Source organism: Actinoplanes sp. KI2, assembly GCF_025630775.1.
Classification (GTDB): domain Bacteria; phylum Actinomycetota; class Actinomycetes; order Mycobacteriales; family Micromonosporaceae; genus Actinoplanes.
In genome coordinates this window covers 123802-145300 of sequence record NZ_JAOSZE010000006.1, presented here as the reverse complement: position 1 = coordinate 145300, position 21499 = coordinate 123802, and the positions used below count along the sequence as shown (strand labels likewise).

At 72.6% G+C, this 21499-nt stretch carries 17 protein-coding genes; 4 read left to right on the top strand and 13 right to left on the bottom strand.

The window, feature by feature from the left end; translation table 11 throughout:
- Positions 1 to 110 precede the first annotated feature (110 nt).
- The 4 genes from ODJ79_RS08240 to ODJ79_RS08225 all read right to left on the bottom strand — a co-directional run bounded on the left by ODJ79_RS08240 (position 111) and on the right by ODJ79_RS08225 (position 3990).
- Complete coding sequence (locus tag ODJ79_RS08240) at positions 111 to 1187, bottom strand: amidohydrolase family protein (RefSeq protein ID WP_263022721.1); 1077 nt, start codon at positions 1185 to 1187, stop codon at positions 111 to 113.
- Between the two features lie 272 nt (positions 1188 to 1459).
- Complete coding sequence (locus tag ODJ79_RS08235) at positions 1460 to 2056, bottom strand: Uma2 family endonuclease (RefSeq protein WP_263022720.1); 597 nt, start codon at positions 2054 to 2056, stop codon at positions 1460 to 1462.
- 59 nt (positions 2057 to 2115) lie between these two features.
- Complete coding sequence (ffh, locus tag ODJ79_RS08230; protein ID WP_263022719.1) at positions 2116 to 3678, bottom strand: signal recognition particle protein; 1563 nt, start codon at positions 3676 to 3678, stop codon at positions 2116 to 2118.
- 81 nt (positions 3679 to 3759) lie between these two features.
- A complete protein-coding gene (locus ODJ79_RS08225; protein WP_263022718.1) occupies positions 3760 to 3990 on the bottom strand; it encodes a hypothetical protein in 231 nt (76 codons plus the stop codon).
- Positions 3991 to 4227: 237 nt separating this feature from the next.
- On the opposite strand from ODJ79_RS08225, the gene ODJ79_RS08220 reads away from it, so the two are divergent.
- Positions 4228 to 6045: a stealth family protein gene (locus ODJ79_RS08220; protein ID WP_263022717.1), complete on the top strand. Its 1818-nt coding sequence runs from the start codon at positions 4228 to 4230 to the stop codon at positions 6043 to 6045.
- 54 nt (positions 6046 to 6099) lie between these two features.
- Entirely contained in the window at positions 6100 to 7362 is a 1263-nt protein-coding gene (locus ODJ79_RS08215; protein ID WP_263022716.1) for a nucleotide sugar dehydrogenase, read from the top strand.
- Between the two features lie 190 nt (positions 7363 to 7552).
- On the opposite strand, the gene ODJ79_RS08210 is transcribed toward ODJ79_RS08215, so the two are convergent.
- The 3 genes from ODJ79_RS08210 to ODJ79_RS08200 are packed head-to-tail and all read right to left on the bottom strand — an operon-like array spanning position 7553 to position 10451.
- On the bottom strand, positions 7553 to 7987 hold the full coding sequence (locus ODJ79_RS08210; RefSeq protein ID WP_263022715.1) for a GtrA family protein: 435 nt from the start codon (positions 7985 to 7987) through the stop codon (positions 7553 to 7555).
- The gene (locus ODJ79_RS08205; RefSeq protein ID WP_263022714.1) at positions 7984 to 8949 is read right to left on the bottom strand and encodes a glycosyltransferase family 2 protein; all 966 of its coding nucleotides are present in this window, start codon (positions 8947 to 8949) and stop codon (positions 7984 to 7986) included. The genes ODJ79_RS08210 and ODJ79_RS08205 overlap by 4 nt, the downstream gene beginning before the upstream one ends.
- Positions 8946 to 10451, bottom strand: a complete 1506-nt coding sequence (locus tag ODJ79_RS08200; protein WP_263022713.1) for a hypothetical protein — start codon at positions 10449 to 10451, stop codon at positions 8946 to 8948. The genes ODJ79_RS08205 and ODJ79_RS08200 overlap by 4 nt, the downstream gene beginning before the upstream one ends.
- 74 nt (positions 10452 to 10525) lie before the next feature.
- Here ODJ79_RS08200 and ODJ79_RS08195 point away from each other — a divergent pair, with 74 nt between their 5' ends.
- Positions 10526 to 12565, top strand: a complete 2040-nt coding sequence (locus ODJ79_RS08195; protein ID WP_263022712.1) for an acyltransferase family protein — start codon at positions 10526 to 10528, stop codon at positions 12563 to 12565.
- On the opposite strand, the gene ODJ79_RS08190 is transcribed toward ODJ79_RS08195, so the two are convergent.
- Entirely contained in the window at positions 12554 to 13225 is a 672-nt protein-coding gene (locus ODJ79_RS08190; RefSeq protein WP_263022711.1) for a hypothetical protein, read from the bottom strand. The two genes, ODJ79_RS08195 and ODJ79_RS08190, sit on opposite strands and share 12 nt — an antisense overlap.
- 1 nt (position 13226) lies before the next feature.
- Positions 13227 to 15494, bottom strand: coding sequence for a glycosyltransferase (locus tag ODJ79_RS08185; protein ID WP_263022710.1), 2268 nt, complete (start codon positions 15492 to 15494; stop codon positions 13227 to 13229).
- Between the two features lie 234 nt (positions 15495 to 15728).
- Here ODJ79_RS08185 and ODJ79_RS08180 point away from each other — a divergent pair, with 234 nt between their 5' ends.
- Positions 15729 to 16217, top strand: coding sequence for a CAP domain-containing protein (locus tag ODJ79_RS08180; RefSeq protein ID WP_263022709.1), 489 nt, complete (start codon positions 15729 to 15731; stop codon positions 16215 to 16217).
- 1 nt (position 16218) lies between these two features.
- Here the strand turns inward: ODJ79_RS08180 and ODJ79_RS08175 are convergent, their stop codons facing one another.
- From ODJ79_RS08175 to ODJ79_RS08160, 4 genes are read right to left on the bottom strand one after another with little or no spacing between them, the layout of a single operon-like run.
- A complete protein-coding gene (locus ODJ79_RS08175) occupies positions 16219 to 17229 on the bottom strand; it encodes an O-methyltransferase (RefSeq protein WP_263022708.1) in 1011 nt (336 codons plus the stop codon).
- 9 nt (positions 17230 to 17238) lie between these two features.
- Positions 17239 to 18810, bottom strand: a complete 1572-nt coding sequence (locus ODJ79_RS08170; RefSeq protein WP_263022707.1) for a hypothetical protein — start codon at positions 18808 to 18810, stop codon at positions 17239 to 17241.
- 26 nt (positions 18811 to 18836) lie between these two features.
- Positions 18837 to 19439, bottom strand: coding sequence for a hypothetical protein (locus ODJ79_RS08165; RefSeq protein ID WP_263022706.1), 603 nt, complete (start codon positions 19437 to 19439; stop codon positions 18837 to 18839).
- Complete coding sequence (locus ODJ79_RS08160) at positions 19423 to 21450, bottom strand: glycosyltransferase (RefSeq protein WP_263022705.1); 2028 nt, start codon at positions 21448 to 21450, stop codon at positions 19423 to 19425. The genes ODJ79_RS08165 and ODJ79_RS08160 overlap by 17 nt, the downstream gene beginning before the upstream one ends.
- Positions 21451 to 21499 lie beyond the last annotated feature (49 nt).

Here is a 21499-nt window from a genome sequence, read left to right as displayed (position 1 = left end):
AGCATCCTAGTCGCGTCGCCGCACCGGTTTTCCGGCGCGGTCAGCTCCTGCGGCACGGCTAGCTCTCCGGCGCGGTCAGCTCCTCCGGCGCGGCCGGCTCTCCCGCGCGGTCAGCGGATCACCTCGCCGCGCAGCACGATTCGCTTCGGCGCCCGCACCACCCTCAGGTCGGCGCGCGGGTCGGCCTCGTAGACCACCAGGTCGGCGAGGCCACCCTCGACCAGCCCGGGGAAGCCGAGCCACTCCCGCGCCTTCCACGAGGCGGCGGCGATGATCTCGGCCGCCGGCAGCCCCGCCTCCTGCAGGATCAGCATCTCCTCGGCCTGGAGCCCGTGCTGGATCCCGCCGCCCGCGTCGGTCCCGAGATAGATCGGCACCCCCGCCTCGTACGCCGCCCGCACCACCCCCGGGAACCGGTCGCGCAGCGCGATCATGTGATCGGCGTACCCGGCGAACTTCTCGCGCGCCTGCTCGGCGATCTTCCCGAACGTCCGGATATTGATCATCGTGGGCACCAGGGCCGTCCCCTGCCGGGCCATCTCGTCGATGAGGTCGAGCGACAGCCCGGTCCCGTGCTCGACCGAGTCCACCCCGGCCCGCACCATGATCTCGACGCCGTCCTCGGAGAACGTGTGCACCGCCGCCCGGGCCCCCGCCGCGTGCGCGGCCTCGACCGCCGCGGTCATCGTGGCCGCATCCCACGAGGGCGCGAGATCGCCCACCCCGCGGTCGATCCAGTCCCCCACCAGCTTGACCCAGCCGTTCCCGGCCTTGGCCTGCGCCGTGACGGTGGCCGCGACCTCCTCGGCGGCCACCTCGACCCCGATGTCCCGCAGGTACCGCCGCGGCGGCGCCACATGCCGCCCGGCCCGGGCCAGCCGCGGAATCCCGGCCTCGTCATCCAGCTCCGGATACGGAAACGGGGACCCGGCATCCCGCAGGGCCAGCACCCCCGCATCCCGGTCGATGACCGCCAGCTCCCGAGCCTGATCGACCCTCTCGATCGGCTTGGCCCCGTAGGCGATCCCGAGATGACAGTGCGCATCCACCAGCCCCGGCACCACAAACCCACCGTCACTGATCGTCTCGGCCCCACCAACCGGCTCGAACGTGACCCGATCCCCCACCAGCCACAGATCGCGAACGTCGCCCTCAGGCAGGATCGCCCCACGCACATGCAAAGCCATGGCTTCTTCCTACCCGATCAGGACATCATCTCGGGGACCGGATTCGCTGCCACCGCCTCTTCCATTGTGCCGTCAGAGCCGGAAGGTCGATCGTCACCGGGTATGGCTCATCCGTGGTGAACGCCTCGTGCGTTGAGCGGACCATCTCGTAGCGGCCAGCCAGCCGTCAATGAGCTCGAACCGCGGGTGGTCGAGAAGACTTCTCAACCTGCCTACGGTCCAGCCGCCGGTCATCAACACGTCGGGCGAGGACTGCCACATCACCGCGGGCCTTACCGGCCACTGATCGGCGGCGAAAGCCGGTCACGGCGACGCGTGAGTGCGGGCAGATCGACGATGACCGAATAGGGAACCTCGGTGGTGAACAGCTTGCTGGTGCTCGTGACCACGTCATAGGCCCCGTGCTCGCCGAGCCGAAACTCGGTCAGCACGACACCGTCCGCTGCTGCTGGATTCAGAGTCCAGTAGCTTTGCACTCCCGCGGCGGCATAGTCCCTGACCTTGGCCGTCATATCCCGAGCGCGCGAGCTCGGCGAGATGATCTCCACGGCGAGCAGGGCGTTGTCGATCGGCACAGGGCTTCGAAGAAGCGCACGCTCAGGAATGACCACCACGTCAGGCCGAGGCTCATTGCCCTGGTCGACGCTCAGCGACATATCGGGCACCGGCTCATAACCTGGTGGGCAATGTGACCGCAGCGCCAAGACAAGCTCGACGCCCAAGATCTGATGGAATCCGGTGGGGCACGGCAAGATGAGCCTTCCGTCGATCAATTCATAACGAAGATCCTTCGGAAGGCTCGCCAGGTCGTCGACGGTCCAGTCCTGCTTTTCATCCAGCAGGCTCCGCAGCTTAAGGGCCGCGGTCATCGGGACCTCCTCAGGGGTGTCACGAGACTACTGTACCCATGCCTAGATCACCAATCGGGTCAGCGCTTGTCGTCGTCGTCCTTCTTGGGCTTGGTCAGCTTGTTGAAGTCGAGGTTGGGGAGCTTGAAGCCGCCCGGCGCGCCCCCGCCGCCCAGCGCGTTCGGGTCGAAGCCCGGGGGCAGCTGGGGCATGCCACCCGGGAAGCCGGCCGGCAGGCCGCCGCCGCCCGCGCGGGGACGGGTGGAGCCGCCACCCTTGGTGCCCTTGCGCTTGTTCTTCGGGCTCTTCGTGGCCTTCCGGCGGGCGCCGGGCAGGCCCATCATGCCGGTCATCTGCTTCATCATCTTCTGCGCGTCGGCGAAGCGGTTGAGCAGCTGGTTGACGTCCATCACGGTCACGCCCGATCCGTTCGCGATGCGGACGCGGCGGGAGCCGTTGATGATTTTCGGGTTGGTGCGCTCCTGCGGGGTCATCGAGCGGATGATCGCGGTGACCCGGTCGAAGTGGGAGTCGTCGAGCTCGTCGAGCTGGGCCTTCATCTGGCCCATGCCGGGCATCATGCCGAGGATGTTGGCGATCGGGCCCATCCGGCGCACGGCGACCAGCTGGTCGAGGAAGTCCTCCAAGGTGAACTGCTCGCCACCGAGCAGCTTGGAGGTCATCTTCTCCTTCTGCTCCTCGTCGAAGGCCTGCTCGGCCTGCTCGATGAGGGTCAGCACGTCGCCCATGCCGAGGATCCGGCTGGCCATCCGGTCGGGGTGGAAAAGGTCGAAGTCCTCGAGCTTCTCACCGGTGGAGGCGAACAGGATCGGCTCGCCGGTCACGTGCCGGACGGAGAGGGCCGCGCCGCCGCGGGCGTCACCGTCGAGCTTGGAGAGAACCACGCCGGTGATGCCGACGCCGTCGCGGAACGCCTCGGCGGTCTGCACCGCGTCCTGGCCGACCATGGCATCGATGACGAAGATGACCTCGTCCGGGTCGACGGCGGCGCGGATGTCCCGGGCCTGCTGCATCATCTCGGCGTCGATGCCGAGGCGGCCGGCGGTGTCGACGATGACGATGTCCTTGGCGTGGCGCCGGGCGTACTCGATCGAGTCCTTGGCCACCTGGACCGGGTCGCCCACGCCGTTGCCGGGCTGCGGAGCGTAGACCTCGACGCCGGCCCGGCCGCCGAGCACCTGCAGCTGGTTGACCGCGTTCGGCCGCTGAAGGTCGGCGGCGACCAGCAGGGGCTGGTGGTTCTGGTTCTTGAGCCAGCGGGAGAGCTTGCCGGCCAGCGTCGTCTTACCGGAGCCCTGCAGACCGGCCAGCATGATCACGGTCGGCGGCGTCTTGGCGAACCGGAGCCGCCGGCCCTCGCCGCCGAGAATGTTGATCAGCTCTTCATGGACGATCTTGATGATCTGCTGGGCAGGGTTGAGCGCCTGGGAGACCTCGGCGCCCCGGGCCCGCTCCTTCACGTTGAAGACGAAGGCCTTGACCACGGGCAGGGCGACGTCCGCCTCGAGCAGCGCGAGGCGGATCTCTCGTGCGGTGGCGTCGATGTCGGCATCGGTGAGCCGGCCCTTGCCCCGGAGCTTGGTGAAGATCCCGGACAGGCGGTCACTCAGAGTGTCAAACACGGTGCGCTCGATTTCTTAGGCAGCAGGGCCCGTTGGTCAGAGTGAAGACGATGCCGCAAGCCTAGCCGCACGGGCGAACGCTCACCGGTTGCGCATGCGGTAGGTCTTCTGGGCGGCCTCGATGCGGCGCTGGGTGCGGGTGCCGGGGGCGATCGACTTCTTGACCCGGCCGTAGACGTAGAAGCCGCCGGCGATCGCGAGCGCCCCCACGATCAGGTAGAAGAGGGCGGGCCCGATCAGCGAGCTGACCACCCAGCCGACCACGATCACGCCGGCGATCAGAGCCACCAGAAACGCCAAAGCCTTGCCCATCGGGTCCTCCCCCTGGGTCCGAAACCGTCGACCTCCACCATGCCTCAATGCGGCAACCACGCCCATCCGCCGTAACCCTGAGCGCACCCGTAGGGGTCGGTCTCCCGCGTTTACCCACGTCACAGACGCCAAAAGACGTATACCGGCGTTATCAGGCGTCACTCGACACCGCAACCTGGAGTCCCGAGCGCCGTTGAGGGTCACAGACCCCGGCGGACCCGACGGAAGGACGACGGCGTGCCCCTACGGCGGATCCTGCGACACACTCCCTGGCCGGTGCGGCGCCGCCTGATGGCCGGGATGCAGCACAAGCTGCTGCGCTATCTGCCGGCCGAGCGCCGGCTGGCCACGGCACGACGGCTGGTCCCGCTGGCCGACGCGGCCGGGCGCCGGGGCCGGGCCGGCGGCCTGGCGCGCTTCGGCCCGTTCAAGGGTGGTGGGCTCGGCGTGACGGCCCGGGTGACCGACCGGGCAACCCCGGCGGGCGTACGCCGGGAGAACCTCGACCGCATCGTCACCGCCCTGCAGGCCGCGGATCTGGAGTGGTTCCGGGTGCCGGTCGACTCGCTCACCGGCTCGGCCGTCGCCGTCCGGGAAGAGGACCGCCCGCAGGTGATCGGCCTGCTCGAAACGCTCAGCGCCAACGACGACGCCCTGCTGGAAGTGGTGCGGCCGGCCGGCCGGTCGGGGCGAAGCGCCCGCCGGCGGGCCGAGGTGCTGCGGCTGAGCCGCCCGGTGACCGATCCGGGCGGCACCCTCGTGTTCGGGCCGGAGTACGGCTGCGAGATCGAGTTCTGGAAGACCGTGGACGGCAATCTCGTCGGGCCGCGCAGCAACCCGGTCGCCGACGTGGTGCCGGCCGGCGAGCCGATCGTGGACGCGCCCGAGTCGGTCTTCGGCTCGTTCAGCTCCCCGGTCGACCCGGCCTCGTACCGCACCTATGAGATCTTCACGATGGTCAGCCCCGATCGGGTCGCATTCCCGATCGACGTGGTCTACACCTGGGTGGACGGCGGCGATCCGGTCTGGCGCGAGCGCAAGGCCGCCGCGCTGCGCGAGAACGGCTGGGTCGCCGAGGTCAGCGAGCAGTCCGCCAACGACTCCCGGTTCGCCTCCCGGGACGAGCTGCGCTACTCGCTGCGCGCGCTGCACGCCTTCGCGCCCTGGGTGCGGCACATCTTCCTGGTCACCGCCGACCAGGTGCCGGACTGGCTGGACACCACCCGGCCGGACCTGACCGTGGTGAGCCATCGGGAGATCTTCGGCGACACCGGCCGGCTGCCGACCTTCAACTCGCAGGCCATCGAGTCGCGGCTGCACCGGATCCCGGGGCTGTCCGAGCACTTCCTCTACCTCAACGACGACGTCTTCCTGGCCCGGCCGGCGCCGCCGGAGATGTTCTTCACGCCGGGCGGGCTGACCCGGTTCTTCCCCTCCGGCGCGCTGGTCGACTCGGCGCCCCGGCAGCCCACCGACCCGCCGGCGAACTCGGCCGGCAAGAACAATCGGCGGCTCATCCAGCAGGCCTTCGGCCGGGTGCTGACCCGCAAGATGAAGCACACCCCGCACCCGTCGCGGCGCAGCGTGCTGGCCGAGATCGAGCTGCGCTTCACCGAGCAGGTGACCGCCACGGCGAGCCATCAGTTCCGGCACCCCGACGACATCTCGCTGCTGTCGTCGCTGCAGCAGTACTACGCGTACCTGACCGGACGGGCCGCGCCCGGCGATATCAAGTACATGTACACCGATTTGGCCGACCCGGCGACGCCGATGCGGCTGGCGCGGGTGCTGCACGACCGGCACATGGACGCGTTCTGCCTGAACGACACCGACTCGTCGGCCGAGGCGGCCCGGGAGCAGGCGGTGCTGCTGGCCGAGTTCCTGCCCGCCTTCCTGCCGTTCCCCTCCCCGTACGAGCTGATCACGCCGCGCTCGGCAAGACCGGCGACGGGTACGCCGGTGGTCGGGCGGCAGAGCACGCCCCGCCCGGCCCCGGCGCACCCGGACATCCCGCTGCCGGCCCAGCCGTCCACCCCCGACGCCACGCGCGCCTGACGCACAGCCCGCCCCGAAGCCGGCCATCTCCTGTACCTTTCGAGAGGATTTTTCGTGAGTTTTGATGTTGTAGTGCTGGGCCTCGGGTACGTCGGGCTTCCGCTCGCACAGCAAGCCACCCGGGTCGGCATGAGCGTGCTGGGCTTCGACGTCAACCCCGGGGTGGTCGGCTCGCTGGCCGCCGGCCGTTCGCACGTCGACGACCTCAGCGACGCCGACGTGGCCGCGATGGTGGCCGGCGGCTTCCGCACCACGACCGACGAAGCGCAGATCGCGACCGCCGAGACCGCGGTCATCTGCGTGCCCACCCCGCTCGCCGAGGGCGACGGCCCGGACCTGAGCGCGGTGATCGGCGCCACCGAGGCGATCGGCCGCAACCTGCGCCCCGGCATGCTGGTCGTGCTGGAGTCGACCACCTACCCCGGCACCACCGACGAGGTGGTCCGGCCGCTGCTGGAGACGCTCTCCGGGATGACCGCCGGCATCGACTTCCACCTGGCCTTCTCGCCCGAGCGCATCGACCCGGGCAACGAGCGGTTCGGCGCGCAGAACACTCCGAAGGTGGTCGGCGGCTACACCAGCGGCTGCGCCGACCATGCGGCCGCCTTCTACGGCCGGTTCATCGACACCGTGGTCCGCGCCCGGGGCACCCGTGAGGCGGAGACCGCGAAGCTGCTGGAGAACACCTACCGGCACGTCAACATCGCGCTGGTCAACGAGATGGCGCGGTTCTGCCACGAGCTGAACATCGACCTGTGGGACGTGATCCGCGCCGCCTCGACCAAGCCGTTCGGGTTCCAGGCCTTCTACCCCGGCCCCGGCGTCGGCGGGCACTGCATCCCGATCGACCCCAACTACCTGTCCCACAACGTCCGCAGCAAGCTCGGCTACCCGTTCCGCTTCGTGGAGCTGGCCCAGGAGATCAACGCGACCATGCCGAGCTACGTCGCCCGGCGTGCGCAGAACCTCCTGAACGCCGACGGCCACGCCGTGCACGGCGCCACGGTGCTGCTGCTCGGCGTCACCTACAAGGCGAACATCGCCGACCAGCGGGAGTCGCCGGCCACCCCGCTGGCCCGCCAGCTGGCCCAGCTCGGCGCGACCGTGCTCTACCACGACCCGCACGTGACGTCCTGGTCCGTCGACGACGTCGAGGTGGCCCGCACCGAAGACCTGGAGGGCGCGGTCGCCTCGGCCGACCTGGTGATCCTGGTGCAGCAGCACCGCGAGTACGACGCCGACCACCTGGCCCGGATCGCGAAGCGCTTCTTCGACACCCGCGGCGTCACCACGGCCCGCGAAGCGCATCGTCTCTAGCCCGGCCGTCAACTTCCAGTTCAAGTTCATTTGCCCGTACGAGGCTGAGCCGGGTCCCCGCCTACCAAGGCGGCCTGGCTGCCGTCCCGACCCGGTGCCGCCACCATCCGGGCTGAGCTGCAACGAGGGCGGGCCGAGCCAGGCACCCGGTCACCCTCGCTGCCGCCGCTCACCGCGGCGGGGAGGGCCGCTAACGTTCGGTCTCGAGCGGGCGATGATCGGGCGCCGGACGAAAGGTCCAGCGGGAATTCAGCGAGTAGTTCAGGACCGGGATGGCGAGCAGCGCGACCGCCTGCACGATCGGATAGGGCGCGTGCAGCACCTCGGTGCCGGCCCCGAGCACGATCGTGTTGAGCGCGAAGGCGGCCGCCGTCACGGCGAGGAACCTGGTCCCGGCCACGGCGTGACCGGCGGCCGAGCGGAACACCCAGGCGTGCTGCAGAACGTAAGAGACGACGATGCTCGCCACGAAGCCGGCGGTGGAGGCCGCGACCGGGCGGACGCGCAGGCCCTCGGTCAGCGCCAGGCCGACGCCGAAGTGGGTGCAGGCGCTGGCGCCGCCGCTGACCGCGTAGCGGAGCAGGCGAGCGATCCGGGACAGCGCGGCCTCCCGCACGAAGGTCACTTGCGGTCCGCGACCAGCTGTTCGGGAACCTCAGCCACCGCCCGGGCCGACTTCTCCTGCACCAGGTAGCGCGGCCGGCCCCGGACCTCCTCGTGGATGCGGGCCAGGTACTCGCCGATCACGCCCAGCCCGAGCAGCACGAACGTGCCCATCACCAGCAGCACCAGGATCACGGTGGGGAAGCCGGCCAGCGAGCCGCCACGCACCCAGCGGATCAGCGTCTGCGCCCCGAGCAGCACCGAGAACCCGGCGAAGGCCAGCCCGACCAGCGTCACCAGGTGCAGCGGCGCCGAGGTGAACGAGGTGAGGCCGTTGACCGCGAGCCGGAACAGCGCGCCGAACGTCCACCGGGACGCCCCGCCCTCCCGCTGGTCGATGTCCACCTCCACGGTGGTCCGCCGGAAGCCGATCCAGCTCGACGTGCCCCGGAAGAACGACGAGTGCTCGGGCAGCAGCAGCAACGCGTCCAGCGCCGGGCGGCTGAGCAGCCGGAAGTCGGTGGCGTTGACCAGATCCACCTTGGTGAGCCCGGTGAAGGCCCGGTTGAACAGCCGGCCGCCGAGCCGGCCGATCAGGCCCTGCCCGGTCCGGTTGCGCTTGACCGCCTCGACCACGTGCGCGCCGTCCCGCCAGCGCTGCACCATGGCCGGGATGGCCGACGGCGGGTGCTGCAGGTCGGAGTCGATGACCACGACCACGTCGCCGGCCGCGTGCTCGAGCCCGGCCAGCACGGCCGGCTCCTTGCCGAAGTTGCGCGACAGCTGGATGCCGCGGACCCGGTCGTCGGCGAGCGTGTGCTGGACGATCCGGACCCACGAGTCGTCCGCCGAGCCGTCGTCGACCAGCACCAGCTCGTACCGCAGCCCGGCCTCGCCGAGCACCTGGCCGAGCCGGTGCACGAAGCGGTCGACGCCCGGGCCCTCGTTGTAGATCGGCGCGACCACCGACACCAGCGGGCTCATCGCGGCGCCCGGCTGCAGAAGCGGCGGCCGTCCAGCAGCCGGGTGGCCCGATCGAGACTCACGTCGAAACGCTCCACATTAGAGAAGTTCACCTTCTTGAAGGCGGCGCGCAGGGCGCAGCGGCGGGCGTCGCCGGCCGGCGTCCGGTCGAAGCCGGCCACCTCCTGCGCGATCCGGTCGTAGAGGTACGGGAACCGTCCGCCGGCGGAGGCGTCCCGGAAGTCCTTGTTGGCCGCCGCCGAGATGGTTCCGGCGACCACCAGCAGAACCAGCAACACCACGACGAAGCGCCGCCACAGGGCAAGCACGAGCACGCTCCCGGCCACCGTGGTGAGCCCGCTGTCGCGCCAGCCGCCGCCGACCGGCAGGCGCTGCGCGTCGGCGCTGAGCGCGGCCAGCGCACCGGCCAGCACCAGCAGAGCGACCGCCACGCCGGCCAGCGCGGCCGACTGCCGGCCGTCGAGGGTGGGCAGCGACCGCAGCCCGCGCAGCGCCCGCCAGGCCAGCACGGCCAGCGCGATCAGGGCCATCGCCGGGACGGCGGCGGCCAGGTGCGGGAACTCGCCGCCGGCGGCCCGCGGCCACATCAGCGGCGGCAGCCAGGAGAGCATCCGGCCGGGCAGGGCCGCGGCCGCTCCCCCGTACGCGATGTCCGAGCCCACGTAGCACCCGCCGCTCGCGCACCGCTGCCGGATGATCAGGCGGACCGGCACGAAGACCGGCAGGAAGCCGACCCAGAGCAGGCCCGCGAACCGGGCCGGCGTCCCGCGCAGCACCCGCCGCCAGTCGAGCCCGAGCACGACCCGGCCGCGCAGCAGCACCGCGACGGTCGCGAGCGGCACCGCCAGGCAGGCAAGCTCGTTGAAGGCGGCCAGCCCGGCCCCCACCAGCACGACGAGCACCCCGGCCCGGCGCGCCCGGCAGGCCCAGGCCGCGACGCCGAGCACGAGCGCGCTGGTGGTCAGGTAGAGCCCGCCGAACAGCACGGTGGTGCTCAGCCAGCCCGCCGCCACCAACCCGGCCGCGACCGCGAACGGCAGCAGCGCGGCGGTCACCGACGGCGACCCGGCGAACAGCCGGCGCCGCCGGGCGACCACCGCCTCGGCGAACGCCACGGCCGCCAGGGTCAGCAGGATCGCGGCCACGAACGAGATGACCCGCAGACCGATCGTGGCCGGCACGCCGAACAGCGCGGTCAGTGCGAACGCGGCCACGTCGAGCGACCACTCCAGCATCCGGCCGAGCGGACGGAAGTTGCCGAGGGCGAGATACGGCGGAACCGTGGCCACGGCCGTTTCGAACAGCCGCCAGGGGTGCGTCGCGTACTGGCCGCCGTTGTTGTAGACGTTGAACCGGTGGTCGGCCGAGAAGGTGAGCGTGACCAGCGGCGCGAGCACCACCAGCGGGGCCAGCAGGCACCGCCGCAGCAGCGCCCGCCACGGCCGGTGCACGGCCGGGGCAGCAGGCTCGCGGACGGCCGTCGATCCGGCTTGATGTGGCACTTCCACGATCTCGGCGGTCACGAAAGAGGAACGACCGCACCGAGTCCAAAGTTGCGAACGAGCGTTGGTCGGGCGTGCGCAACGTAGCCGCCCTGGACTCGACCGCTCGTCGGCTGCCCAGTCAGCGCGACCCGCTGCCCGTTCCGTTCCGGCCCGGCGAGGGCACCTTCCGGCCCGACATCGAGGGCCTGCGGGCGGTGGCCGTGCTGCTCGTGGTGGCGGCCCACGCGGGCGTCGCCGGACTGGCCGGCGGCTACGTCGGCGTCGACGTGTTCTTCGTCATCTCCGGCTTCCTGATCACCTCGCTGCTGCTGCGCGAGGCCGAGCGAACCGGCCGGATCTCGGTGGCCCGCTTCTACTGCCGGCGGGCCGTCCGCCTGCTGCCGGCCGCCGCCGTGGTGCTGGTCAGCACCCTGGTCGCGGCCCGCTTCCTGCTCCCGGCGGTGCGGCTCGCCGAATACTGCAAGGACGCCCTGTCGGCCGCCACCTACGTCGCGAACCTGCGCTTCGCCGCGATCGGCACCGACTACCTGAGTGCCGACCGGCCGCCCTCGCCGTTCCAGCACTTCTGGTCGCTCGCCGTCGAGGAGCAGTTCTACCTGGCCTGGCCGCTGCTGATCCTGGCCGCCGCGTACCTGTGGCAGCGTCGGCGCCCGCTCGCCGCGGTGCTCGGCGTGCTGGTGGTCGCGTCCTTCGTGCTGAGCGTCACCGAGACCGCGCGCTCGGCGCCGTGGGCCTACTTCGGCCCGCACACCCGGGCCTGGGAGCTGGGCGCCGGCGCGCTGCTGGCGCTCGGCATCAAGAGGATCAAAAAACCGGTGCCGGCGTACGGCTGGGCCGGGCTCGCCGCGATCGTGGCGGCGGCGCTGTGGTTCGACGATGCCACCGCGTACCCCGGATGGCGCGCGCTGCTGCCGGTGGCCGGCGCGGTCGCGGTGATCGCCGCGGGCGGCAACCGGCTGCTCGAGATCCGTCCGATGCAGACGGTCGGCCGGCTCTCCTACGGCTGGTACCTCTGGCACTGGCCGGTCCTGCTGATCCTGCCGATCGGCAACGGCGGGCTGAAGGCGCTGCTGGCGCTCGGCCTGGCCGCGGCCTCCTATCGCTGGGTGGAGAGCCCGCTGCGCCGCCATCGCTGGCGCCGGGCGCGCGGCGGCCTGGCCCTGGGCGCCGCGCTCTCCGGCACGGTGGCAGCGGTCGCGGTCGGCCTGGTGCTGCTGCCGCACGCGGTGCCGACCGGCGCCCGCCTTGCCGACCTGCGCGTCGCCCTGGCCACCGCCGAGCGGCCGGAGCAGGAGCTGACCGCCGCGATCGAGGCGAGCCGCACCATGGGCCCGCTGCCCGGCAACCTCGCCCCGCCGCTCGCTCGGGCCGCCCGCGACCGCCCCCGGGTGTGGACCGACGGCTGCCACGCCGACGTGCCGGCGACCACCCCGCCCGAGGGCTGCGTCTACGGCGACCCGGCCGGCGCCCGGACCGTCGTCCTGTACGGCGACTCGCACGCCGCGCAGTGGTTCCCGGCCCTGCAACAGCTCGCCGTCCAGCGGCGCTGGCGGCTCGTCGAAATGACCAAGAGCTCCTGCTCGGCCGCGGACCTGCCGCTCTGGCACGACACGCTGAAGCGGGAGTACACCGAGTGCACCGCGTACCACCGCTCGGCGCTGGCCCGGATCGCCCGGCTGCGCCCGGCGCTGGTGGTGGTCGGGTCGAGCTTCAACTACCGCCCCGCCCACCCGTCGGCCGACCCGCGGGCGCAGTGGCGGGCAGCCTGGGACAGCACCTTCGCCCAGTTGCGCGCCGGCGGCTCCCGGGTGGTCGCGATCTCGGACACCCCGTACATGGGCGGATCGGTGCCGGAATGCCTCGCCGCGCCGGCCAACGCCGGCCACGCCGGCAACTGCACCCGCAGCCTGCGTTCCGCGGTGCGCGGACCGGAGCAGCGCGAGGTCTTCCTGTCGTACGCCGGCGTGATCGACCCCACCGCGTGGTTCTGCACCGACGTCTGCCCCGCCGTGATCGGCAACCTGCTGGTCTACCGCGACTCCAACCACATGACCACGACGTACGCCCTGGCCCTCACCCGGGTCCTGGGCGCACGCCTGTCAACGAAGTAGGTCGGCCAGCGTGGGCGGCTGGGCGGCGTCCACGATGATGGTGCGGGCCGTGTCGTGGTCCCGGTACAGGCGGTTCAGGCGCTTGGTGAGCATGCCGTCCCAGGGCCGGTCCGGGCGGTGCCGGTCCCAGGTGGCCCGGTCCGGCAGGTACTCGATCAGCACGCCGAGGTCCCGGAGCAGCGCGAACGACGAGCAGTCGGTCACCACCACCGGGCGGTGGTCCGGGTTCACCAGCAGGCGCTGCCGGAGGGTCAGGACGAACTCGCGGACCGCCGCGATGTCCAGGCCGATCGCGACGTACAGGTGGGTGGGCGGTCGCTGCGCGGCCGAGGGCACCTGGCGGTCGGCGTCGGATCGGCCCCGGCGCCGGCCACGCAGCCGGCGCAGGACCGCCCGGCTCACCCGCGGCACGGTGTGCACCGGGTCCTTGACCAGCGACACCAGCCCGAAGCCCAGGCGATAGGACTCGCTGTGCCGCAGCCGTTCCAACCGGCGCCGCTCGCGGTCGAGCTCCTTGCGCGCGGCCTCGGCGCTCTGCTGTTCCTCGGCGAGCCGGGCTTCCAGCGTGCGCATCCGGCCGGCCATCGCGGCCAGTTCCCAGCGGGCCCGCTCGGGCGCGTCCAGCGCCACGGGCCGGTCGGGCATCTTGACGTTGCTCACGTCAGCCTCCGTGTCGGCGGGACCGCAGCCCGCTCAGCCACGCGGCGGCCGCGCCGCCGCCGTTCTCGAATGTCAGCTCCCGGCAGCGGTGCACGAGCCCGGCCCGCACCTCCGGCCGGGCGGCCTGGTCGAGCACCTCCTCGAGCTCCCCGGTGGACGGGTCCTCGACGCTGAGTGCCACCCCGGTGGCCGCCGCGAACCGGGCCCGGCCGACCTGGTCGTCGAGCCGGGTCGCGGCGTTCGGCAGGAACACCGTGGGGATGCCGAAGCCGATCTGCTCGTGGAACGAGTTGTAGCCGGCCGCGCTGACCGTGAGGTCGAACGCCCGCAGGTAGCGGCTGACCGGGTAGAGCTTCACCACCTTGACACCGGCGATCCGGGGCAGCGGGGTGGTCGCGATCGTCGACTCGGCGAGCACCAGCTGGAAGCCGCGCTCGGTCAGGTGCCGGCAGATCCGGGCGGTCGGCGAGGAGATGTCGTTGATGTTGCCGGCGCCCAGTTGCAGCAGGGCGGCGGGCCGGTCGTCCAGGTCGAGCTCGGTCCGGGCCGCCTCCCGGGTCAGCAGCTCGCTCTCGTCGAGAAACGTGATCGGCTCGACCTGCACGGCCCGGGGCCGGTCGGCGACCGTCGGGCCCTCGTCGACCACGGCGGCGAACTCGCCCGGCTCGAGCACGTGGTCGAAGACCTTGCCCTCGGTGATCCAGTCGACGCCGACGCCACGCTGCCACATGGCCCGGCGCACCCACACCCAGATCAGCCAGGGGTGGTCGCGAACCGCCTCGACGATCCCGGCGTGCGGCAGGCAGTCGACCGCGACCACGGCCGGCTCGTGCAGGTCGATGAGGTGGGCCAGCCGGTCGCGCAGCAGGGCGGTCCACCGTGGATGCGCGGCCTGCAACACCTTGCGGGACGGGATGTACTCGGTGAGGAAGCCCTCGCCGTGGGCGACCGAGGCCGCGTACGACTGGGTGGCGATCACCGCGGAGTGGCCGTCGGGCAGCCGCCGGGCGATAGCCATGAGCCGGGTGAGGTGGCCCATGCCCGCGCCGTTGTCGCTGACCATGAGAACCCGGCGGGCGGTGTCGCCACGGGCGCCCGATCCGGCGGACGGCGCGGAGACTTCAGGCGCCGGCAGGACCCGCCGGTCGGCGGCCGAGGGCGAGATGCGCGGCCGGATGCCGAGGGTGGCCAGCCGGGTCAGGTGGGACTGGTGGCCGTACCGGTGCTCGGCGAACTCACGGGCCCGGCCGGCCACCGCGCGGTAGCGGGCCGGGTCGGCGTACAGCTCGCGGACCAGGCCGGGCACGTCGGCCGGCGTGCCGTAGAGCGCGGCGCCGGCGAAGGTGGGCCGGAAGTGCTCGCCGATGATGACCGGGACGCCGCTGGCCATCGCCTCGAGGATGGTCCGGCCGAACGCCTCGACCAGGTCGGGGTCGTGGAAGTAGACGAAGAAGTCGATGGTGCGCAGGAACTCCTCGGGCGACTCGGCACCGAACGGGACCACGTCCCAGTTGTCCGGCCGGTGACCGAGGCGGCGCACCGCGATCTCGCCGCCGCCCAGCACGCGTACCCGGAAGTCGTCGGTCGCCGGATAGGCGCGCAGGATCTCGTCCGGGTCGCGCGGCCACTTCACCGCGTCGGCCCGCCCGTGCCGGCCGATCACCGGCACGTCGCCGACGAAGCCGTCCCGGTCCCGCCACCAGTGCGCCACGTCGATGATCTCGTGCCAGTCGGCGCCGGCCAGCCGGGCGTCGGGCTCGACGTGGCGCACCTGGTCGCGCACCTGGGAGCTGATCGGCGCCCACTCCACCCGCGGGCCGAAGTAGCGGTGCACCCGGTCGCGTACCGCCGCGAAGTCGTAGTAGCGGAACGGGTTGCCGGCGTCGCCGGGCGGTTGGTTGATCACCATGACGACCCGCTCGGCGCGGATGCGCGGGAGGACGGCCAGGTCCTCGGTGAAGATCCGCGGCTGGCGTATGAGCAGCAGCTTGCACTCGATCGGCTCCCCGTCCGACCACCCCGCCGCCGCCCTTGAATCGACTGAAGGCCCATCTTGACGGGCGAGCGTGGCCATCCCGTCCCGCAGCAGCTCGCTGATCCGCGGGCTGAACGGCAGGGTCTTGGGCTGGTGCGGCGACGGCACGTGCACCAGGACGGTGGAGAGCGCGGCCTCGGCCTGCGCCTGCACCTCCGCCGCGATGCTGGCCGAGGTGCCCCCGGGGTAGCGGAAGTCGGAAAGGATCGCCACGTCATGGACGGTCACGGGCACGCGGTGATCTCCCTAGGTCGGCGTGGAAGGGCCCCAAAACCTCAACGAGAAACCGGTACGCACCGTGACGGCAACCGGCCCGCACCCCTCGGGCGCCGTCAACCGTCCGGCAACCCAGAGGCCCCGGCAAGGCAACCGCTACCGGGTCATCGGGTCTCGGATGGAGTCGAACTATGTCGGTGAACCCGGCGGTAACTTTCGCGTCCGCCCACACCGAACAAGGGAGTTCGACTGATGCGCACCAAGATCGCCAAGCGTCTGGCCCTGATCGCCATGATCCCCGCCACCATGCTCGGCCTGGTCGCGGTTGCGACGCCGGCGAACGCTGCGGTGGTGAGCGAGACCAAGCTGCAGGGCGACATCGTCTACCTGACCAACAAGCAGCGCGTCGCCAACGGCTGCAAGAAGGCGCTGCACCTCGACGCGCGGCTGACCAAGGCGGCCCGGGTGCACAGCGCCTACATGGCCAAGACCGGCGCGTTCAGCCACACCGGCAGCGGCGGATCCACCTTCGTGGCCCGGCAGAAGGCGGCGGGCTACAAGCAGCCGGCCGGCGAGAACATCGCGTACGGCTACCGCACCGGCGCCGCCGTGGTGACGGCCTGGATGAAGAGCCCCGAGCACCGCGCCAACATCCTCAACTGCAAGGCCACCACGATCGGCGCCGGCACGGTGTACGCGAAGAGCGGCACCCCGTACTTCACCCAGGAGTTCGGCTACTGAGTCATTGCGCCGCCATCTGGCGCACCACGCGCCGGTAGGACAGCACGGCATGCCGCCCGGGGGCCTCACCTTCTTCGGTGAGGCCTCCGATCGTCTCCACCCACTTGCGCAGCGCCTGCTGCTCGTCCTTGCGGTGCGCGTCGTCGAAGACCACCGTGGCCGCGTCGGCCAGCTTGTCCTCGAGCACCCGCATCGCCGGGTAGCGGGCGTCCGGCCCGGTCTTCTCCGGCGGACCGTCGATCAGCAGCATGTCCACCCCGTCCAGGTCGGTCACCGCGTCGGTGTCGTACCACGGGAAGCTGCGGCCGTCGAGCAGCACCGGTCGCAGCGGGGCGTCCCGCACCTCGGCCACCTCGGTGAGGCCGTGCGCGGCCAGCATCGCCCGGGTCTTCTCGGCGTATCCGGGGTCGTGGTCGAGCGACACCAGCCGGCCGCCGCACCTCTGCAGGGCGTACGCGATCCACACCGTCGACGTGCCGCTGCCCAGCTCCAGCACCAGCTTCGGCCGGCGGGTCTGCACCAGGTGCAGCACGTCGAGCAGGTCGGTCGGGTTGAGTGCGAACCCGCCCGAGGACGGCATCGGCGCCCGCGGCGTGAACCCGTCGAACAGCTGGAAGAGCGCCTCCACCTCGGCGGTCTGCGCGCGCAGCAGCCGGTCGACACCGTTGGCCGAGCCCCTCTGCTGTGCGGCCAGCTTGTCGGTGATCTCCCGGTGCCGGTCGCCGGCGGTCAGCAGCATCTCCTCGACGGCGCCGAGCAGCCGGCGCTGGGTGTGGTCGAGCACCTTCCGGACGTCCCGCTGGTGCGTCCGCTGCAGCGCGAACAGCTGAGCCAGCCGGTGCAGGACGAACAGCAGGCCGGCGACCGTCCCGGCGAGGAAGATCCCGAGCAGGCCGAGCGCGAGCCCGAGCTGCCCGGTGAGCGCGCTGCCGACCACCGCTAGGCCGAGCACGGCCGCGGCGGCCAGCACGGTCGCCTGGCGGCGGTTGAGTTTCCGCAAACGGCTCATCATCACACCACCTCAACGCCCTTGCCCCGAGCCGGTTACGGGGCAGAACGGTTGCCCGGCCCGCTGCCGGGCGGCCGCATCGAAGGAGACGTCGAAGCGCCGGGCCGGCGTCCGGCCGCCCGGGTTGAGCGCGAGGAACTCGGTGCGCAGCGCGCAGCGGCGGGCCGCACCGGCCGGGGTCGGATCGAAGTCGGCGACCTCCTGGGCGAGCCGGTCGTCGAGCCGCGCGACCGGCGATTGCAGCATCGTGTCCCGGAAGCGCTTGTTCACCGTGGCGGTGACCGCGCACCCGGCCACCAGCACGGCGATCAGACCGCCGAGCAGCACCCGGCGCGGCCCGGCCAGGTGGGCGGCGCCGGCCAGCAGCAGGGCGCCGCCGGGCGCGACGACCGCGGTGTCCCGCCAGCCCTGCCCCCAGCGGTGCGCGGCCACCAAGTGCTGCACGTCGGCGCTCAGCGCGGCCAGGCCGGCGCCGAGCGCGACCAGGGCGAGGGCGACCACCACCAGGGCCGCGGCGGCGGGCCGGCCGAGGGCGCCGAGCCGGCGCAGGTCACGCAGCGCGGTCCAGGCGAGCGCGGCCAGGGCGGCCAGCGCCAGGGCCAGGGTCAGGCCGGAGAGCGCCCCGCCGCCGCGCACCGCGCTCTGCCACTCCAGAGGCGGAAACCACGCGATCAGGCGTACCGGAAAGGTCTTGGCCACCGCGGAGCCGAGGGCGACGTCGGAGGCGGGATAGCACGGGCCGGTGTCGCAGTAGGACTTGATGACCAGCCGGACCGTGCCGAAGACCGGCAGGAAGCCCAGCCCGAGGGCGCCGAGCGCGCGGGCGGGCGCGGCCGTGCCGATCCGCCGCCAGGCCTGGCCGAGCACCCACCGGCCGCGCGCCGCCACCGCGACCGTGGCCAGGGGCAGCGTCAGGTAGGTGAGTTCGTTGAAGGCGGCCAGCGCGGCGCCCGCCGCCACCAGCAGCGGCAGCTGCCAGGCCCGGATCCGGCCGATCCGCGCGATCGCCGCCGCCACCAGCAGCACCACCGCGGCGGTCGTGAAGTACAGGCCGCCGAACAGCACCACCGGGCTCGACCGGCCGGCCGCCACCAGGCCGGCGGCGAACGCGAACGGCGCCACCGCGGCCACCGTGGACGGTTCGGCGCGGAACAGCCGGCCGCGGGCCACCACGCTCTCGGCCAGCACCAGGACGGCCACCCCGAGCAGCATCGCCGCGGCGATCGACACGACGCGCAGGCCGACGTTGGCCGGCACGCCGACCTCGCCGAGCGCGTACGCGGCCAGGTCGACCAGCTTCTCCAGCATCCGCCCGAGTGGCCGGAAGTTGCCGTTGCGCAGGTAGCTCGGCAACGAGTCGAGCGTGTCCGGGACGATCCGCAGCGGGTCGTCCCGGAAGAGTCCACCGTGCCAGTACACGTTGTACTTGTGGTCGGCGGTCGGCGCGAGCGCCACGATCGGTGCCAACACGACCAGCGGCGCCAACGCGGCCCGCAGCAACGCGCGCCGCCAGAGGAAGCCGATCGGCGGCCGGGCGACGACGAAGCGCATCGCGGTCCGCGGCCTCGGGACGACGACGGTCACACCGCGCCAACGAGGCCGCCGCGCGGTCAGTTACTCAGCAGGCGTGCCAGGGTGGGCGGGTCCCGGGGGTCGATCACCACCGTGCCGGCCGCGCCGTGGTCGCGGCAGAGCTGAGCGATCCGCCCGGCCAGCATCGCCTCCCAGCCGGCGCCGGGATCGTGCCGTCGCCACGTCTCCGGGTCGGGCAGATACTCGAGCACCACGCCCGGCACCTGCAGACCGCGCAGCTCCGGCTGGTCGGTGACCAGCACCGGCAGGTGGTCGCCGTCCACCACGATCCGCTGCCGCAACGCCCGCACCAGCGCGTGCGAGGCGGCGCCGTCGAGACCGACGGCGACGTAGACCAGGGCCGGCACCGAGCCGACCGGCGGCCGACGGCGTGGTGGCGGCCGCCGGCCGTGCCGGATGCGCCGGGCCGCCCGGCCGGCGACTCCCACCGGGTGCCGGGCCAGCTCGACCAGCGCCCGCCCGAGCCGGTAGGACGGGCTGCCCCGCAGGGTCGCCGCCTGCTGCTGATGCCGATCCCGGTCCTCGACCGCGGCGTCCCGCTCGGCCTCCAGCCAGCGCAGGCGGCCGGTCAGCGTCGCCACCTCCCAGCGGGCCAGCGACAGGTCATCGGTTTCCGACACGCCTTCCCTCCCAGGTAGATGTGGCCTCCCGGGTGAAGCCGGCGAGCCAGGCGGCCGCGTCCCCGGCGCCGTTGCCGAACGACAGCTCGGCGCAGCGCCGGCTCAGCGCCTCCCGGACCGCCGGGTCGGCGAGCCGCTCCAGCTCGGTGGCGGCGGCCTCGTCGTCAGTGGCGTACGCGGCGACCCCGGCGGCGGCCGCGAACCGGGCCCGGGCCAGCTCGTCGTCCGGCGCCGCCGGGTCGGGCACGAAGACGGTCGGCACCCGGGCGCTGATCAGCTCGTGGAAGTTGGTGTAGTCGGCCCGCGACACGGCCACGGTGACCTCGCCCAGCTCGGCCCCGGTGGCCTCGACGGCGCGGAAGCCGGGCAGGGTGGCCTCGACGCCTCGGCAGAGCAGCGTCAGATCGCCGGCCCGGCGGGCGATCCGGTCCGGCAGGTCGATGATCGGATCCACCGTGGACACGCCGTGCCGGGCGGTGGTGGTCCACCCCTCGTCCCCGGCCGCCGCGAACTCGCCGGGCTCGAGGATGCCGGCGAAGGTGAGGCCGCGGGCCGCCCACTCGCCGCCGGCGCCGCGCCGCCACATCGCCGGGCGCAGCCACAGCCATCGGGTCGCCGGGTTCTCCCGGACCGCGTCCAGGATCCCGTCGTGCGGCAGCCCGCCGACCAGCACGGCCCGCGGGCGGTACAGCTCGACCAGGTGGCGCAGCCGGTCGCGGACGAATCGGGGCCAGCGGGCCGGCGGCACGCCCAGGTCGGCGGCGCCCGGCAGGTATTCGGTGAGCAGGCCGGCGGCGTGTGCCTGGGCCAGGCTCGCGGTGCCGACCACGACCGCCTCGAGGCCCTTCGGCAGGCGCCGGGCGATCGCCCGGAAGCGGGCCACGTCGTCGCCCACCATGAGGACCCGCCGGGCCTTGGGCTTCTCCCGGGAGCGGACGAGCGCCCTCGGCGGCCGGGACAGCGGCAGGACGCCGAGCGAGGCGAGCCGGGCGACGTGCGAGGCGCTGCCGAACTGGTCGGCCACGAATCGGCGGGCCCGCTCGACCTGGTCGTCGTACGCGTCCCGGTCGTGGTGCAGCCGGCGGACCACCTCGCGGACGCCGGCCGGCTCGCAGTAGAGCGCCGCGTCCCCGAAGATCGCCCGAAAGTGCGGCCCGACGATCACCGGCACCCCGCTGGCCATCGCCTCGAGGATGGTCCGGCCGAACGCCTCGCGCCAGTCCGGGTCGTGGAAGTAGACGAAGAAGTCGAGCCCGGCCAGGAACTCGCGGGGCGACTCGGCGCCGAACTCGATCACCTCCCAGGACCGCGGCAGCCGGCCGAGCCGGTGTACGCCGATCTCGCCCCCGCCGAGGATGCGCACCTTGAAGTCGGGCGAGTCCGGGTAGGCCTGCAGCAGCTCGGCCGGGTCGCGCGGCCACTTCACCGGATCGGGCCGGCCGTGCCGGCCGAGCACCGGGATCTCGCCGGGCTCACGGCGGTGCTCGACCTGCCAGTCGGCGACGTCGATGATCTCGTGCCAGTCGGTGTCCGGCAGCGCGATCCCGGGCGCGACCTGCAGGACGTTGTCGCGCACCTGGGTGCTGATCGGGGCCCAGACGGCGTCGCCGAACAGCCGCTCGACCCGCGCGCGTACCTCCTCGAAGACGTAGTAGCACTGGGCGTGCCGTTCGTCGCCGGGCGGCTGGTTGAGCACGACGATGGTGTGCCCGGCCCGGATCCGGGGCACCACGGCCGGCTCCTCGGTGAAGATCCGCGGCTGGCGGATCAGCAGCGCCCGGGCGGTGATCTCGGCGCCGTCGTCGTGTGCCAGGTCGGCCAGCCCGTCGCGCAGGCAGGCGACGATCCGGTCCTGGAACGGCCGGGCGTGCTTCAGATGCGGGGAGGGCAGATGGGCGAGCACGGTGGACAGTCCGGCCGCGGCCTGAGCGCGCACCTCGGCGACGATGCTCGCCGAATTGCCGCCCGGATACCGCAGGTCAGACAGGATGGCGACGTCGTACTGGGGCACGCGAGGTCAAACGATACGAACCAAGGGGGCGATACGGACAATTCACCCG

What these genes read in the sequence shown, in the direction of transcription:
- ODJ79_RS08235 (WP_263022720.1), bottom strand. Translation starts at nt 2,056, where the DNA reads ATGACCGCGGCCCTTAAGCTGCGGAGCCTGCTGGATGAAAAGCAGGAC.
- ODJ79_RS08180 (WP_263022709.1), top strand. Translation starts at nt 15,729, where the DNA reads ATGCGCACCAAGATCGCCAAGCGTCTGGCCCTGATCGCCATGATCCCC.
- ODJ79_RS08205 (WP_263022714.1), bottom strand. Translation starts at nt 8,949, where the DNA reads ATGAGCCCGCTGGTGTCGGTGGTCGCGCCGATCTACAACGAGGGCCCG.
- ODJ79_RS08225 (WP_263022718.1), bottom strand. Translation starts at nt 3,990, where the DNA reads ATGGGCAAGGCTTTGGCGTTTCTGGTGGCTCTGATCGCCGGCGTGATC.
- ODJ79_RS08175 (WP_263022708.1), bottom strand. Translation starts at nt 17,229, where the DNA reads ATGATGAGCCGTTTGCGGAAACTCAACCGCCGCCAGGCGACCGTGCTG.
- ODJ79_RS08240 (WP_263022721.1), bottom strand. Translation starts at nt 1,187, where the DNA reads ATGGCTTTGCATGTGCGTGGGGCGATCCTGCCTGAGGGCGACGTTCGC.